General features: G+C 64.0%; 13 protein-coding genes. All 13 read right to left on the bottom strand.

The features are described from left to right. Window positions 1–109 precede the first annotated feature (109 nt). Complete coding sequence (locus QCE62_RS01860) at window positions 110–1,345, bottom strand: phospholipase D-like domain-containing protein (protein ID WP_309811364.1); 1,236 nt, start codon at window positions 1,343–1,345, stop codon at window positions 110–112. 44 nt (window positions 1,346–1,389) lie between these two features. Then, entirely contained in the window at window positions 1,390–1,866 is a 477-nt protein-coding gene (gene nudB, locus QCE62_RS01855) for a dihydroneopterin triphosphate diphosphatase (RefSeq protein ID WP_309913654.1), read from the bottom strand. Between the two features lie 111 nt (window positions 1,867–1,977). Continuing rightward, entirely contained in the window at window positions 1,978–3,780 is a 1,803-nt protein-coding gene (aspS, locus tag QCE62_RS01850; protein ID WP_309913649.1) for an aspartate--tRNA ligase, read from the bottom strand. Between the two features lie 93 nt (window positions 3,781–3,873). Further along, on the bottom strand, window positions 3,874–4,536 hold the full coding sequence (locus tag QCE62_RS01845) for a DUF502 domain-containing protein (RefSeq protein ID WP_309913646.1): 663 nt from the start codon (window positions 4,534–4,536) through the stop codon (window positions 3,874–3,876). A gap of 178 nt (window positions 4,537–4,714) precedes the next feature. After that, entirely contained in the window at window positions 4,715–5,104 is a 390-nt protein-coding gene (locus QCE62_RS01840) for a zinc ribbon domain-containing protein (RefSeq protein ID WP_309919542.1), read from the bottom strand. Between the two features lie 149 nt (window positions 5,105–5,253). After that, a complete protein-coding gene (locus QCE62_RS01835) occupies window positions 5,254–5,871 on the bottom strand; it encodes a methyltransferase domain-containing protein (protein WP_309913643.1) in 618 nt (205 codons plus the stop codon). Between the two features lie 38 nt (window positions 5,872–5,909). Continuing rightward, window positions 5,910–7,487: a ubiquinone biosynthesis regulatory protein kinase UbiB gene (gene ubiB / locus QCE62_RS01830; protein WP_309913640.1), complete on the bottom strand. Its 1,578-nt coding sequence runs from the start codon at window positions 7,485–7,487 to the stop codon at window positions 5,910–5,912. A 22-nt stretch (window positions 7,488–7,509) separates the two neighbouring features. After that, a complete protein-coding gene (locus QCE62_RS01825; protein ID WP_409017769.1) occupies window positions 7,510–8,226 on the bottom strand; it encodes an SCP2 domain-containing protein in 717 nt (238 codons plus the stop codon). A gap of 149 nt (window positions 8,227–8,375) precedes the next feature. Next, entirely contained in the window at window positions 8,376–9,392 is a 1,017-nt protein-coding gene (locus QCE62_RS01820) for a Tim44-like domain-containing protein (protein ID WP_309913636.1), read from the bottom strand. 25 nt (window positions 9,393–9,417) lie between these two features. After that, window positions 9,418–10,149, bottom strand: coding sequence for a bifunctional demethylmenaquinone methyltransferase/2-methoxy-6-polyprenyl-1,4-benzoquinol methylase UbiE (gene ubiE, locus QCE62_RS01815; RefSeq protein WP_309913633.1), 732 nt, complete (start codon window positions 10,147–10,149; stop codon window positions 9,418–9,420). Between the two features lie 91 nt (window positions 10,150–10,240). Beyond that, window positions 10,241–10,651, bottom strand: a complete 411-nt coding sequence (locus tag QCE62_RS01810; RefSeq protein ID WP_309913630.1) for a DUF971 domain-containing protein — start codon at window positions 10,649–10,651, stop codon at window positions 10,241–10,243. A gap of 9 nt (window positions 10,652–10,660) precedes the next feature. Then, complete coding sequence (locus QCE62_RS01805; RefSeq protein ID WP_309807165.1) at window positions 10,661–11,095, bottom strand: HIT family protein; 435 nt, start codon at window positions 11,093–11,095, stop codon at window positions 10,661–10,663. Between the two features lie 35 nt (window positions 11,096–11,130). Further along, window positions 11,131–15,237: an FAD/FMN-binding oxidoreductase gene (locus QCE62_RS01800; RefSeq protein ID WP_309913627.1), complete on the bottom strand. Its 4,107-nt coding sequence runs from the start codon at window positions 15,235–15,237 to the stop codon at window positions 11,131–11,133. Window positions 15,238–15,363: the final 126 nt, after the last annotated feature.

Genomic DNA, 15,363 nt, shown 5'->3' with positions numbered 1-15,363 from the left:
GTTTTAATTACGGACTGCCTGTAAGTGACTGCCCGACTTCCCAGTTCGTGGGAGCCACGTGCGCGTGTCTAAAATGGTTATTCTTGCGCAATCGTTGCGAAATGACAGATTAATCGTACTGCCCAATGGTGATGACCTTCATCATCAGACGATACGTGTTATACGCAAACCAATTAAGCACCCGCTCCGTAACGGGACGCGCCACATAATGCTTTTCATCGATGCGCCGGCCTTCATCGAAGGCTTTCAGAATGGCATCGTGCAATCCGGCAATTTCAGGATGATTGACGAGCACCATGTTGGCCTCGTTGTTGAGCACGAGCGAGAGCGCATCGAGATTGGATGAGCCGATGGTCGCCCAGTCCGCATCGACCACGGCCACCTTGCCATGGAGCATGGTCTTCTCGTATTCGGCGATCCGCACGCCGTGCTTCAGCAGATTGCCGTAGAGAAACGGCGTTGCGTAGTCCAGCGCGACGAATTCCTTGCGCCCGATCACCAGCGACACGCGCACGCCGCGCCTGGCCGCATACACGAGCGCGCGGCGCAGCCGGCGGCCCGGCATGAAATAAGGATTCGCAAGCAACACTTCGCGTTCGGCATGGGCGATGGCGCGCAGATAAGCCTTTTCGATGGCGCGCCGGTTCAGCAGGTTGTCGCGCGCGACGAACGCCACGCATGGCCGGTCCACCGCGTGGATTTCGCCGAGACGCGCCCGCCGGCGCGCCACCATCGCGCGCTTCGCGCTCCAGCGGGTCGGCTGCGCCTCGGGTTCGCAGCCCGGCGGCGTTTCCTTTTGCGGCGGCTTCACGCCGAGCCGGATACGCTGCCATTGCGTCTCGAAGGCCTCGCGCACGTCCTTCACCACCGGCCCTTGCGCTTCCATCGCGAAGTCCCAGCGCGGACGTTCCAGTTGCGTGCCGTTCTGGTCGTAATCGTCGACGATGTTGATGCCGCCGCAATACGCGTAGGTGTCGTCGATCAGCGCGAGCTTGCGATGGGTACGCGACCAGCCCTGCGGCCCGAACAGCAGATGCGGGTTGTAGATGCGATGCTCGACGCTCCGTTCCTGCCACAGCGTGAACATCGGCAGCTTGCTTTCGGTGCCGATGCCGTCCGTGATCACGCGCACCTTGACGCCGCGGTCCGCGGCGCGGATGAGCGCGTCGGACACGGCGCGGCCCATGTCGTCGTTGGCGAAGATGTAGGTTTCGAGCGAGACCGACTGGCGCGCCGCATCGATCCGTTCGATCAGCGCCGGAAAGAACTGCACGCCGCCCTTGAAGATGCGCACGTGGTTGCCGGCGGTGAAGCAGAAGCGCGGCGGACGACGGCCGGAGAACATGGCCTGGCGCAGCCGTTTGAAACTGCGCGTGGGACGCATGCCGATCATCGGTTATGCGCCGCGAGGCGTTCGGGCAATTGCAGGATCGCTTCCCGGTTCGACCACGAGAAGCAGGCGTCGGCGGCCTCGCGCAATGGCAGCCAGCGGTGCGCGGTGTGTTCGCGCGGGGCGAGGATCACTTCGAGACAATGCGGCACGAGCAGGCTGAACTGATGCTCGGTGTTGCGCACGACACCGTCCGCATAGCGATGCCGCCACTGCGGATAGATGTCGTACTGGATGCTGTGATGCCAGTCGAGCAGCGCCTGCTCCGGCACGAGACTTCCACCGATCACGATGCCCGTCTCTTCCGCCACTTCGCGCGCGGCGGTCTCCGCGATCGGTTCGTCGATGCGGTCCTTCGAGCCCGTCACCGATTGCCAGAAACCCTTGTGATCCGCGCGCTCGATGACGAGCACATCGAGCTCCGGTGTATGAATGACGACCAACACGGATTCGGGGATTTTGGGCGGCTTCTGCATGTCGGTGTGAACGCGTGTTGCTCTGTTTTGTCTTTGGCCCAAAGACTGTAACGCAAAAAGCGAAAAAGGCGCATTGAGCGCCTTTTTCATCACACCGACAAGCCGATGTGCTTAGTGCGTCTTCTGCTCGGGCTGACGCAGACGGATGTGCAACTCGCGCAGCTGGCGCTCGTCGACTTCGCTCGGCGCCTGCGTGAGCAGATCCTGCGCGCGCTGCGTCTTCGGGAAGGCGATGGTGTCGCGGATCGAATCGGCGCCGGACATCAGCGTGACCACACGATCCAGACCGAACGCGATACCGCCATGCGGCGGCGCGCCGTACTGCAGCGCGTCGAGCAGGAAGCCGAACTTCAGGCGCGCTTCTTCAGCGCTGATCTTCAGCGCGCGGAACACCTTGCTCTGCACGTCTTCCTGGAAGATCCGCACCGAACCGCCGCCGATTTCCCAGCCGTTCAGCACCATGTCGTAGGCCTTCGCAAGGCAGCGGCCCGGATCCGTTTCCAGATACTCGAGATGCTCGTCCTTCGGGCTCGTGAACGGGTGATGCGCGGCCACGTAGCGGTTCTCTTCCTCGTCGTATTCGAACATCGGGAAGTCGATGACCCACAGCGGCTTCCAGCCGGTTTCGAGCAGGCCCGTCGTGCGGCCGAATTCCGAATGACCGATCTTCAGGCGCAGCGCGCCGAGGCTGTCGTTCACGACCTTCGCGCGATCCGCCGCGAAGAAAATGATGTCGCCGTCCTGCGCGCCCGTGCGCTCCATGATGGCGGCCAGCGCCGCGTCATGCAGGTTCTTGACGATCGGGCTTTGCAGGCCGTCGCGGCCACGCGTCGTGTCGTTGACCTTGATCCACGCGAGACCCTTCGCGCCGTAGATGCGCACGAACTCCGTATAACCGTCGATATCGCCACGCGACAGCTCGCCGCCCTTCGGCACGCGCAGCGCCGCGACGCGGCCGTCCTTCGAGTTGGCCGGCATGCTGAACACCTTGAAATCCACGTCCTTCACGGCATCCGTGAGGTCCGCGAATTCGAGCTTCACACGCAGGTCGGGCTTGTCCGAGCCGAAGCGGCGCATCGCTTCCGAGTACAGCATGACCGGGAACTGCTCCGGCAGCGCGACGTCCATCGTCTCCTTGAAGACGTGGCGGATCATGTTCTCGAACAGATCGCGGATTTCCTGTTCCGAAAGGAACGACGTTTCGCAATCGATCTGCGTGAATTCCGGCTGACGGTCGGCGCGCAGGTCTTCGTCGCGGAAGCACTTGGTGATCTGGTAGTAACGGTCGAAGTTGGCGACCATCAGCAGCTGCTTGAACAGCTGCGGCGACTGCGGCAGGGCGAAGAACTGGCCCGCGTTCACGCGCGACGGCACCAGGTAGTCGCGTGCGCCTTCCGGCGTGCTCTTGGTGAGCATCGGCGTTTCGATGTCGATGAAGCCTTGCTCGTCGAGATACTTGCGCACTTCCATCGCGACGCGATAGCGCAGGCGCAGGTTCTTCTGCATCTGCGGACGGCGCAGGTCGAGCACGCGATGCGTGAGGCGCGTGGTTTCCGACAAATTGTCGTCATCGAGCTGGAACGGCGGCGTCACCGACGCGTTCAGCACCGTCAGCTCATGACACAGCACTTCGATCTTGCCGCTCGTCAGGTTCGCGTTGACCGTGCCCTCGGGACGGTTGCGCACGACGCCCTTGACCTGCACGCAGAACTCGTTGCGCACGCCTTCGGCGACCTTGAACATGTCGGCGCGGTCCGGGTCGCAGACGACCTGGACGAGCCCTTCGCGATCGCGCAAGTCGATGAAGATAACGCCGCCGTGATCGCGACGGCGATGCACCCAGCCGCACAGCGAGACGGTTTGACCCAGACGGGCCTCGGTCACCAGACCGCAGTATTCAGATCGCATCGACATGATGTTGTGTCTTTCGTTGTTCGTTGATCAACGGCTCGCGCGTTCGGGTCTCGCTCTTTCGCTCGGCGGACTCACGGGACGCGCGCGCCGGCATTACATCGGCGGCTCGGTGGGGCGGCGGGCTGGCGCTACCTGCGCCGACGCGCTCGGCGCGGGGGCCACCACGCCCATCGAGACGATGTACTTCAGTGCGGCGTCGACAGTCATGTCCAGTTCGACGACCTCGCTTTTCGGCATCATCAGGAAGAAGCCGGATGTCGGGTTCGGCGTGGTCGGGACATAGACGCTCACGTGTTCTTCATCGAGATGATTCAGCACGTCGCCGCCCGGAATCCCGGTAAGAAAACCGATGGTGTACGAGCCCTTGCGCGGATACTCGATCAGCAGCGCCTTGCGGAACGCATTGCCGCTCGACGACAGCAGCGTGTCCGACACCTGCTTCACGCTGGTGTACAGCGGGCCGACCACGGGAATGTGCCGCAGGACCGCGTCCCACCATCCGACGAGCTTCTGCCCGACGAAGTTCTGCGTCAGCAGCCCGACGATGAAGATGAAGGCCAGCGTCAGCACCGCGCCCACGCCCGGCAGATGGAACCCGACGATGCGCTCCGGCTGCCAGGCCTGCGGCAGCAGCAACAGCGTCTGGTCCATGGTGCCGATGACGAGGCCCAGCACCCAGAGCGTAATGGCGAGCGGGACCAGCACCAGGAGGCCGGTGAGGAACACGGATTTCAGCGTAGTCTTTTTCGTCGTCATTTACACGGGGCGAAGGCTGCGCCGGCTCTCGAAAACAGGGGAGATTCGGCTTGGCGGGCGAGCCGCGCCCGATGGAGCGCGCTCGGCGAGGTCACTGCAAGGCCCATCAGGTTCGGGCCGTTCGGGCCGCTCGGGCGGTGCAGACGGCGTTCTCAGGTAGCGTTATCAGGTAGCGTTCTCAGGCGGCGCTGCCCGACGAAGCGGACGTGCCCGCCGCAGGCTTGGCCGCTTCCGATGCCGGAGCGGCGCTCGCCGGAGCCGTCGTGCCGCCGCCGGATACCGTGCCGCCTTCCGCTTTCGACGCCGCAGCATCCGATCCGTTCGCACCCGCAGCGTTCGATTCAGCGTTGCCGGCCTTGCCGTTATTGCCATTGCCGTTGCTGTTTCCGCCGCGGAAATCGGTGACGTACCAGCCCGAGCCCTTCAGCTGGAAACCGGCGGCAGTCACTTGTTTCGAAAACGATTCCTTTCCGCACGCGGGACATTGCGTGAGCGGCGGATCGCTCAGTTTGCGCAACACATCTTTTTCGTGGCCGCAGTCTGCGCAGCGGTAGGCGTAAATCGGCATGGCACTGTTCCTACAATGATCTTTCGACGCTTGCAAAGCCTTGAATTATAGCCGCAAACCAATATTGCCCCGCGATTTTCAGGAACCCGGGACGCGACGTGAACTGGCTCATAGGTCTGGGCCGTTACGGTGAATTCAAGGGGCGAGGATCAGGAACGCCGCCAGGTCATCCAGCGTTCGCGGCCCGCGAATACGGGAATCGAGTCGCCGACCTCGCGCTCCTCGATCAGCTCGAAGTGCGGCGAAAGCAGCGCATCCAGATCGCCGCGCTCGATGCCGAACGGCGGCCCTTTCGGCGTCGCGCCAATGAAGAAGAAGCCGGCGAGCAGCGCACCGGGCGTCAGCAGCGTTGCCATCCGTTCGGCGTAATCCCGCCAGCGATCGCGCGGCAAGGCACAGAGAAAGGCGCGCTCGTACATCCAGTCGATGGCAAATGGCGGCTGATACGCGAAGAAGTCCGCCTGTTCCACCACCGCCGCGTGCGCGCCAAGTTGCTTGCGCGCGGCCTCGACCGCGCCCGGTGCGAAATCGATCGCCCGGACCGGCCAGCCGCGTTCCGCGAGGTACAGCACTTCATACGCGCTGCCGCAGCCCGGAATCAGCACGTTCTGCGCATCGCGCGCCGCGACGAAAGTCTTGAACGCCTCAGGGACGCCGGACTGGTCCCACGGCATGAAGCGCTCGGCGAAACGCTCGTCCCAGAAACCGGGCGAATTCGGATCGCGGTTGTCGAAGTCCGGGACGGCGGGCTGGGTCGGATCGCTCATGTTGGGGGCTCGCTGAAAAGGGTGCGCCGGAGAATCGATCAGGGATGGCCGAGCCACAACATTTGCGCGATCACGATGCCCGCACCCGCAATCGCGATCAGTCCGACGCCCAGAAGCGTCATCAGCAGACGATTGGTGCGCTTCTGCTCGGCCAGCAGCTGGCGCATCGTTTCTTCATTGCCGCCCTTGGGCGCGTCGTGATGTTCCGCCAGCAGATGATGGATCAGGCGGGGCAGTTGCGGAATCGTCTTGCTCCACTGCGGCGCCTCCATCTGCAGGCGCTCGTACCAGCCGCGCCAGCCGATCTGCTCGTTCATCCAGCGTTCCAGATACGGCTTGGCGGTTTTCCACAGGTCGAGTTCCGGGTCGAGCGAACGCCCGAGCCCTTCGACATTCAGCATCGTCTTTTGCAGCAGCACGAGCTGCGGCTGGATTTCGACGTTGAAGCGGCGCGAGGTGGAGAACAGCCGCATCAGCACCTGGCCGAGCGAGATGTCCTTCAGCGCGCGATCGAAATACGGTTCGCAGACGGCGCGGATCGCGCTCTCCAGCTCCTCGACGCGCGTGCTCGGCGGCACCCACCCGGACTCGAGGTGCAGCGTGGCGACGCGGTGGTAATCGCGCTTGAAGAACGCGAGGAAGTTCTGCGCGAGGTAATTCTTGTCGAAGTCCGACAGCGCCCCGACGATGCCAAAATCCAGCGCGATATAGCGGCCGAACGTTGCCGGATCGAGGCTCACCTGGATGTTGCCCGGATGCATGTCGGCGTGAAAGAAGCCGTCACGGAACACCTGCGTGAAAAAGATCTCGACGCCTTCGCGCGCCAGCTTCGGAATGTCCACGCCCGCCGCGCGCAGCGTCTCGACCTGGCTGATCGGCACGCCGACCATGCGCTCCATGACCAGCACGGTCGGCGCGGACAGGTCCCAGTACATTTCCGGCACCAGCAGCAGATCGAGGCCCTGGAAATTGCGGCGCAACTGGCTGCCGTTGGCGGCCTCGCGCATCAGGTCGAGCTCGTCGTGCAGGTATTTGTCGAACTCGGCCACCACCTCGCGCGGCTTCAGGCGCCGGCCGTCCGGCCACAGCCGTTCGGCCCAGATCGCGACGTCACGCAGCAACGCGAGGTCCGAATCGATCACCGGCAACATGCCCGGGCGCAGCACCTTCACCGCCACCGCCTTGCCCGCGTGCTCGCCATTTTTGATCTTGGCAAAATGAACCTGCGCAATCGACGCGCTCGCCACCGGCACGCGCTCGAAATCGTCGAACAACGCGTCGATGGGCGCGCCGAGCGATTTCTCGATGATCGCCACCGCGAGCGCCGAATCGAACGGCGGCACCTGATCCTGGAGCTTGGCGAGTTCGTCGGCAACATCGACGGGCAGCAGATCGCGGCGCGTCGAGAGCACCTGGCCGAACTTCACGAAAATCGGCCCGAGACTTTCCAGCGCGAGACGCAGGCGGATGCCGCGTTCGATATCGAAACGGCGGCCGAACGTCGTGATGCGCATCAGGTAGCGCACGCGACGATCGTTGATGCCACTCATGACGAGCTCGTCGAGCCCGAAGCGGACGATCGTGAAAAATATCTTGAGAAAACGCAGAAAACGCATGGTTCGGATTCGCTTCAGCTCGTTATTCGTGCGAGTCGCGCACTGACTCGCCGCCGGGTCGCGCTGAAGCGCCGCTTGCCGGATGCTTGGGTTCGCCTGCGTTCACGCCGGCACGTTCGATTCTTTCGATGCGCTTCTCCACACGCGCCAGCGCATCGCGCGCTTGCGACAACTCGGCGTCGAAGGCCGCGAGCGCGCTGCGACGCACGAGCTGCGGACGTTCGTCGAGGAAAAATTCGCTGAAGGTGTCCAGCAGGTTGCGCCCGGTGCGCTGCGCCTGCTCCTGCACCGACCGCGCGACGATGCCCAGCCGATGCGCGGGCGCGTCGCCGATCACGCGCGCCAGGTCTTCCTCCGGATCCCAGCGCAGATGTTCGGCAAGTTTCGCCAGCGTGGTGGCGAATTCGGCGTCGCCCTCGATCCGCACATGCTTCATCACGGCCGCCTGGCCGCCCTGCACGAAGGCCGGCAGCGCGTCGAGCGGCACGGCGATGGTGACGTCGAACTGGGCGGCTTCGGCTTCGGTGGTCGCGGCGAAGAGGCCGTCCGGTTGCACCAAGAGGGCGATGGAAACCGGCGCGCACGACAGTTTCACGCGTTTGGCGGCATAGGGTTTCAGGCGCTCGAGCGCCCACGGCTCGCGCACGAGCAGATGATTCACGGCGGCCGCGAATGCGCCGGAGGCGGTCTTCAAGGCAGGGTTTGCTGCGGGACGGGCGAATTCGTCTGCGTTCGTCATCGGCTGTGAGATGAAAAAACCCGCGCGAGACGCTTCTCGCGCGGGTTCATATTCTACCGCCGCCACCGGCGATCACACTGACGCTTGCCGGTTTCCGGCGGGTGCGCCGGCGCCGCGACGCGCTGGACGCGTCCGGCGCGCGGTGGCGCTCAGCTGACCTGCTGGATGCCGGCCAGCAGCCAGCCTTCGTTGCCGGACTTCTGCTTGGACAGGTTCCACACCTCGACAAATGGCTCGGCCGCCGATCCTTCCGACTCGCGAATCAGACCATGGAAGCGCACGCTCGCCAGATATTCCTGCGGGCGGTCTTCCACGCCGAGGACGTCGGCGTTGAGCTGCACGACATCGGTACGATTCGGCGCACTGCCGCGCGCTTCGACGTCGAGCTTCACTTCCGCGAACATTTCGGGCGTGGTGAATTCGCGGATGTCGTTCGTGTTGCCACGATCCCAGGCGTCCTGCAGGCGCACGAAGTAGACCTTTGCGTTACGCACGAACGCTTCGGTATCGAAGCCCGCCGGCACGTTCGGATTGACCGCTTGCTGCTGCGGCGCCGATTCGATGTACGTCGCGCCGTAACCGCCCGATTGCTGCGGCACTTGCGCCGGCGCCGGGTCCAGACCCGTGCGCGCGCTTGCGCCGTACGGCGAACCCGAGGACGAGCCTGCACCGGCGTAAGCCGGCGTGTTGCCGCCCTGGGCGCCCTGACGCTTGCGCATGATGAAGCGGAACAGCATGACCGCGGCCAGCACGATGAGCGCGATGATGATCATGTTCGCCATGGCGCCGGCGAAGGCTTCGCCCAGGCCGAAATGCGACAGGAGCGCCGCGATGCCGAGACCCGCCGCCAGACCGGCGATGGGTCCGAGCCAGCGGTTGCGCGCCGGTTGCGCGGCGGCGGCCGGCGTGGCGGGCGCGGGTTGCGCCCGTTGTGCCTGCGCGGCCTGGCCCTGCTGCATGGATTGCGACGGCGGCGTCGCCTGATGTTGCTGCGTGGCGGTGGCCGACTGACGGCCCATGCTGCGGCCGCCGCCCATGCGCTTGGCGTCCGCCGTTTCCGCGAAGAGTGCGCCGGCCGCAATAACGCCAGCGAGCGCCAGTATTCCGGCCTTCCTGAAGAAGACGTTCAGGAAACCCCGGGGTTGGGGTATGCGCGAATCGGACATTTCGAATCCTTTGAAGAGTGGAACACTAAAATTTGGTCCCGACGTGTAACGCTACCACGCCACCTGACAAATTGTAATATTCGACTCGATCCAAGCCCGCTTGTTCCATCATTGTTTTCAAAGTTTCCTGGTCGGGATGCATCCGGATGGACTCTGCCAGGTACCGATAGCTCTCCGCGTCCTTGGCCACTTTCTCGCCCAGCCAAGGCAAAATCTTGAAACTGTATAGATCGTACGGCTTTTTGAGCGGATCCCACACCTTCGAGAATTCCAGCACCAGCAAGCGCCCGCCCGGCTTCAGCACGCGCGTCATCTCGGCGAGCGCGCGGTCCTTGTGGGTCATGTTACGAAGACCGAAGGCAACAGTAATGATGTTGAAATAATTGTCCGGGAACGGAATCTTCTCGGCATCGCACAGCAGCGTTGGCGTCATGACGCCCTTGTCCACCAGGCGATCCCGGCCCACACGCAGCATCGATTCGTTGATGTCCGTGTGCCAGACTTCACCCGTTTCGCCGGCTTGTCGGGCAAACGCCATCGCCAGGTCGCCGGTCCCGCCCGCGATGTCCAGCACCTTGTAGCCCGGCCGCACCTTCGCCTGCCCGATCGTGAAATGCTTCCAGATCCGATGCAGTCCGCCGGACATCAGGTCGTTCATCAAGTCGTAGTTGCTCGCGACAGAGTGAAACACGCCCGCCACTTTCTTCGCCTTGTCCTGCTCGTCGACCGTTTCGTATCCGAAGTGGGTCTTGCTCATCGCGCTCTTTCCTCACCTGTTGTTCTTTCCAAGCCGCGCAATTGCCGCGCCGGGTGCGCGGCGATATGCCGCAGCTGCATATCGACTGATTTCAGTGGCAATGGCCGCCACCGGAGGTCTTGACGGCCATCGGCGTGTCGCGGTCGACGCCCGCCGCCTCCAGTCTCGCCAGATAGTCGCGCCAGTGTTCGTCCTGGCGCGTCGCGAGATCATGAAGGATGTCCCAGGAGTAGATACCCGTGTTGTGGCCGTCTGAAAAATTGAGTTGCAGCGCGTAGTGCCCAACCGGATCGATGCCGATGATCGTCACCTCGCGCTTGCCGGTCTGCAGCGTTTCCTGTCCCGGCCCGTGGCCCTGCACTTCCGCCGATGGCGAATACACGCGCAGCAGCTCGAACGGCACACGATACGACGCGTCGACGTATTGCAGTTCCAGCACGTGTGATTTCGAATGCACGACGACGCCGGTGGGAATCGGCGTCGTTGAAGTGAGTCCGCTCATGATCTCGTCTTATGGATGACCAAACTGCTGGTTCAGTTCGTTGCGTACCTGCTCGCGCAGGAGCGTTGCCTGCGCGCGCCGCTTCGACAGCTGCGATTCGGACACGGTGCGCTGGCGCGGCGCCCAGATCGGCAGCGGAAAGCGCGAGTCGTTGGAGAAGCGCGGGATGACGTGCCAGTGAACATGCGGCACCTGGTTGCCGAGGCTCGCGAGATTGATCTTCTCGGGCACCAGCACGCGGCGCATCACGCGCTCGACGCCATTCACGGCGGCCATCACACGCACGCGATCCGGGTCCGGCAAATCCGACATCTCGGCGACATGCGCCCCCCAGATCACGCGGCACAGGCCGGGCCAGTCGGGCTCATCGGCAAGGACGACGCGCAACGCGCCGTCCTGCCACAGTACTTCGCCGCCGTCTTCACGGCAAAACACACAGTCCATCTCGAACCTCTGGCGAATCGTCCTCGATGTCGCTATTACACCAGCACGCGCTCGATACCGCCATTGTTCGCGCGTTCGACGTACTGTTCCATCCAGTTCTCGCCGAGCACCTTGCGCGCGATTTCCACGACGATATAGTCCGCCTCGACGTTGGCGTCCTCGTTGTAGCGCGACAAGCCTTGCAGGCACGACGGGCAGCTCGTCAGGATCTTGACGTCCTGCGGCGCGGCGCCGTTGACCGGCTGCGGGCCGTCGCCGGCCTTGAGCACGGAGCCGGGCTGCGCGCCCGCTGCACCCGCCGACGCGTTCGCGATGTTGATCGCGTTCGCGCCCGCTTCCGCGACGAGCGGAATGCCGCGCAGCTTGGCCGCGCCCTTGCGGATCTCTTCTTCCTTGCGGAAGCGCACCTGCGTGGAGACGTCCGGCCGCGTCACCGCGAGCGTGCCCGACTCGCCGCAGCAGCGGTCATTCTTCTCGATCTTGTAGCCGTCGTTCTCGGAACCCATCAGCTGGTTGACCAGCTTGACCGGATCCATGGTCTTGATCGGCGAGTGACACGGGTCGTGATACATGTAGCGCGTGCCGCTCACGCCGTCGAGCTTGATGTTCTTCTCGAGCAGGAACTCGTGAATGTCGATGATCCGGCAGCCCGGGAAGATCTTCTCGAATTCATAGCCCGCGAGCTGGTCGTAGCAGGTGCCGCACGATACCACCACGGTCTTGATGTCGAGATAGTTCAGCGTATTCGCGACGCGGTGGAACAGGACGCGATTGTCGGTGACGATCTTCTCGGCCTTGTCGAACTGGCCGGAACCGCGTTGCGGATAGCCGCAGCACAGATAGCCCGGCGGCAGCACGGTCTGTACGCCCGCTTCCCACAGCATGGCCTGCGTGGCGAGGCCGACCTGCGAGAACAGCCGCTCCGAGCCGCAGCCCGGGAAGTAGAACACCGCTTCGGAATCGACCGTGGTTGTCTGCGGATTGCGGATGATCGGGACGATCTTGTTGTCCTCGATATCCAGCAGCGCGCGCGCCGTCTTCTTCGGCAAGTTGCCCGGCATCTTCTTGTTGACGAAGTGGATCACCTGCGTGACGACCGGCGGCTTGCCGACGGTTGCGGGCGGCTTCGCCGTCTGCTTCCTGACGAACTTCTTCAGCACGTCGTTGCCGAGGCGCTGCGCCCTGTAGCCGACGCCCATCATCGCGGTGCGCGCGAGATTGATGGTCTGCGGATTGGTCGCGTTCAGGAAGAACATGCCCGCCGCATTGCCCGCGTTGAACTTCTTCTTGCCCATCTTGCGCAGCAGGTTGCGCATGTTCATCGTGACGTCGCCGAAGTCGATCTTCACCGGGCACGGCGTCACGCACTTGTGACAGACGGTGCAGTGGTCGGCGACGTCGTTGAACTCGTCCCAGTGCTTGATCGACACGCCGCGACGTGTCTGCTCTTCGTACAGGAACGCCTCGACCAGCAGCGACGTGGCGAGAATCTTGTTGCGCGGGCTGTAGAGCAGGTTCGCGCGCGGCACGTGGGTCGCGCATACCGGCTTGCACTTGCCGCAGCGCAGGCAGTCCTTGATGGACTCGGAAATCGCGCCGATATCCGACTGCTGCATGATGAGCGACTCGTAGCCCATCAGCCCGAAGGACGGCGTATAGGCGTTGCGCAAATCGGCACCGTCGAACAGCTTGCCCTTGTTGAAGCGGCCGTGCGGATCGACGCGCTGCTTGTAGGCGCGGAAATCGCCGATTTCCTCTTCCGTCAGAAACTCCAGCTTCGTAATGCCGATGCCGTGCTCGCCCGAGATCACGCCGTCGAGCGAACGCGCCAGCTTCATGATGCGCGCCACCGCGTGATGCGCGTCCTGCAGCATCGCGTAGTTGTCGGAGTTGACGGGGATGTTGGTGTGCACGTTGCCGTCGCCGGCATGCATGTGCAGCGCGACGAACACACGGCCGCGCAGCACTTGCTTGTGGATGGCTTGCGCTTCGTCGAGGATCGGCTTGAATTCGCCGCCGTTGAAGATCTGGCGCAACTCGGCGCGGATCTCCTGCTTCCACGAGATGCGCACCGTGCGGTCTTGCGCGACGTGAAACACGTTGGCATCCGGTTGCACGTCGACGCGGTCCGCGAACTTCTCCGCGAGCGCTTCGTAGCCGAGCTGAAGCAACTGGTGCTGGGCCTCGCGCAGCGGCATGTCGAGGTGCTCGCCGACGAAAGTCCAGCGCTCGCGCACGCGCTTCAGCAGATCCAGCGCCTGTTGCACGCGGTCTTCGAGCAGCTCGGCGCTGGGGATTTCATTGGCGTCGTCGGTCTTGCCGAGCGGCAGCTTGCCGGTGCGGAAGAACGCTTCGAGCGCATTGACGAGTTCCAGCTTGTTCTTGATCGACAGCTCGATATTGATGCGCTCGATGCCGTCCGTGTATTCGCCCATGCGATTGAGCGGAATCACGACGTCTTCGTTGATCTTGAACGCGTTCGTATGCTTGGCGATGGCGGCCGTGCGCGAGCGGTCGAGCCAGAAGCGCTTGCGCGCCTCGGCGTTGACCGCGACGAAGCCTTCGCCGCTCTTGCCGTTCGCCATGCGCACGACTTCGGACGTGGCGGCGGCAACGGCATCGGCGTCGTCGCCGACGATGTCGCCGATCAGCACCATCTTCGGGAACGCGTTGCGCTTGCTCTTGGTGGCATAGCCGACCGCGCGCAGGTAGCGTTCGTCCAGGTGCTCGAGGCCGGCGAGGATCGCGCCGCCCTGCTTCGACGTTTCGAACAGATAGTCCTTGATCTCGACGATGCTCGGAATCGCATCGCGCGCCTGGCCAAAGAATTCGAGGCAGACGGTGCGCGTGTGCGCGGGCATCTTGTGCAGGATCCAGCGCGCCGACGTAATGAGGCCGTCGCAGCCTTCCTTCTGCACGCCGGGCAGGCCGGCGAGGAATTTGTCGGTGACGTCCTTGCCGAGTCCTTCCTTGCGGAACGTGCGGCCGGCAATGTCGAGATTCTCGGTGCGGATCAGCTTCTCGCCCGGCGCACGATTGCCGTCGAACCAGTCGAGCCGGAAACGCGCCACTTCGATGTCGTGGATCTTGCCGCAGTTGTGATCCAGGCGCGTGACTTCGAGCCAGTTGCCTTCCGGATCGACCATGCGCCACCACGCGAGATTGTCCAGCGCCGTGCCCCACAGCACCGCCTTCTTGCCGCCCGCGTTCATCGCCACATTGCCGCCGACGCAGGACGCGTCCAGCGAAGTGGGATCGACTGCGAACACGAAGCCCGCCTGTTCCGCCGCTTCGGTCACGCGCCGCGTGACGACGCCCGCGCCCGAGAAAATGGTCGCGACCTTGTGCTCGACGCCCGGCAGGCTGGTCATCTCGACCGGCCCCAGCTGTTCGAGCTTTTCCGTGTTGATGACGGCCGAGAACGGCGTCAGCGGAATCGCGCCGCCGGTGTAGCCGGTGCCGCCGCCGCGCGGAATCACCGTGAGCCCGAGTTCGAAGCACGCCTTGATGAGACCGGCGATCTCGGCTTCGGTGTCCGGCGTGAGCACGACGAACGGATACTCGACGCGCCAGTCGGTGGCGTCGGTGACGTGCGCGACGCGCGACAGGCCGTCGAACTTGATGTTGTCCTTCTGCGTCTGCCGGCCCAGCACGCGCGACGCGCGGCGGCGCAGGTCGGCCATGCGGGCGAATTCGGCGGCGAAGTCGTCGACGGCGCGGCGTGCTGCGGCCACCAGCAACTGCACGCGCCCGGCGCGTTCCTGGCTGCCGGCTTCGTCATGGTGAGCGGACAGGTCCGCGCTGCGGCGCTTCTCGATTTCGGCGAGACGGTGATTCAGCGCGTCGACCAGCATGCCGCGGCGCTTCGGGTTGTCGAGCAGGTCGTCCTGGAGATACGGATTGCGGCGCACGACCCAGATGTCGCCGAGCACTTCGTACAGCATGCGCGCCGAGCGGCCGGTGCGGCGCTCGTTGCGGAGTTCGTCGAGGACGGCCCAGGCTTCGTCGCCCAGGAGCCGCATCACGATTTCACGATCGGAAAACGACGTGTAGTTATAGGGAATTTCGCGCAGACGGGGTTCAATATCGAGCGCCAAGGCGGCATGGGCGCCGTTCGGATCGAAGGCTTGAGGTGCGTTCATGTTCGACGGTTCGGTGTGCCGGCGGGCGCTCTGCTAAGCGGAACGCCGGCGATGCGCGTGGGGGCGCAAATTTTCGAGTGAGACTTATCTTGGCGAAGGCCGCCGGAACCGCCCTGCGCAACGCGC

It is taken from the genome of Caballeronia sp. LZ033, assembly GCF_031451265.1.
Lineage (GTDB): Bacteria > Pseudomonadota > Gammaproteobacteria > Burkholderiales > Burkholderiaceae > Caballeronia.
The sequence above is the reverse complement of the archived record's forward strand: the minus strand, read 5'-3'. Positions and strand labels throughout refer to the sequence as shown.

Bases quoted from the DNA above. Each gene is read 5' to 3' on its own strand.
- QCE62_RS01860 (WP_309811364.1), bottom strand. From the start codon at position 1,345: ATGTTCTCCGGCCGTCGTCCGCCGCGCTTCTGCTTCACCGCCGGCAAC.
- nudB (WP_309913654.1), bottom strand. From the start codon at position 1,866: ATGCAGAAGCCGCCCAAAATCCCCGAATCCGTGTTGGTCGTCATTCAT.
- aspS (WP_309913649.1), bottom strand. From the start codon at position 3,780: ATGTCGATGCGATCTGAATACTGCGGTCTGGTGACCGAGGCCCGTCTG.
- QCE62_RS01845 (WP_309913646.1), bottom strand. From the start codon at position 4,536: ATGACGACGAAAAAGACTACGCTGAAATCCGTGTTCCTCACCGGCCTC.
- QCE62_RS01840 (WP_309919542.1), bottom strand. From the start codon at position 5,104: ATGCCGATTTACGCCTACCGCTGCGCAGACTGCGGCCACGAAAAAGAT.
- QCE62_RS01835 (WP_309913643.1), bottom strand. From the start codon at position 5,871: ATGAGCGATCCGACCCAGCCCGCCGTCCCGGACTTCGACAACCGCGAT.
- ubiB (WP_309913640.1), bottom strand. From the start codon at position 7,487: ATGCGTTTTCTGCGTTTTCTCAAGATATTTTTCACGATCGTCCGCTTC.
- QCE62_RS01825 (WP_409017769.1), bottom strand. From the start codon at position 8,226: ATGACGAACGCAGACGAATTCGCCCGTCCCGCAGCAAACCCTGCCTTG.
- QCE62_RS01820 (WP_309913636.1), bottom strand. From the start codon at position 9,392: ATGTCCGATTCGCGCATACCCCAACCCCGGGGTTTCCTGAACGTCTTC.
- ubiE (WP_309913633.1), bottom strand. From the start codon at position 10,149: ATGAGCAAGACCCACTTCGGATACGAAACGGTCGACGAGCAGGACAAG.
- QCE62_RS01810 (WP_309913630.1), bottom strand. From the start codon at position 10,651: ATGAGCGGACTCACTTCAACGACGCCGATTCCCACCGGCGTCGTCGTG.
- QCE62_RS01805 (WP_309807165.1), bottom strand. From the start codon at position 11,095: ATGGACTGTGTGTTTTGCCGTGAAGACGGCGGCGAAGTACTGTGGCAG.
- QCE62_RS01800 (WP_309913627.1), bottom strand. From the start codon at position 15,237: ATGAACGCACCTCAAGCCTTCGATCCGAACGGCGCCCATGCCGCCTTG.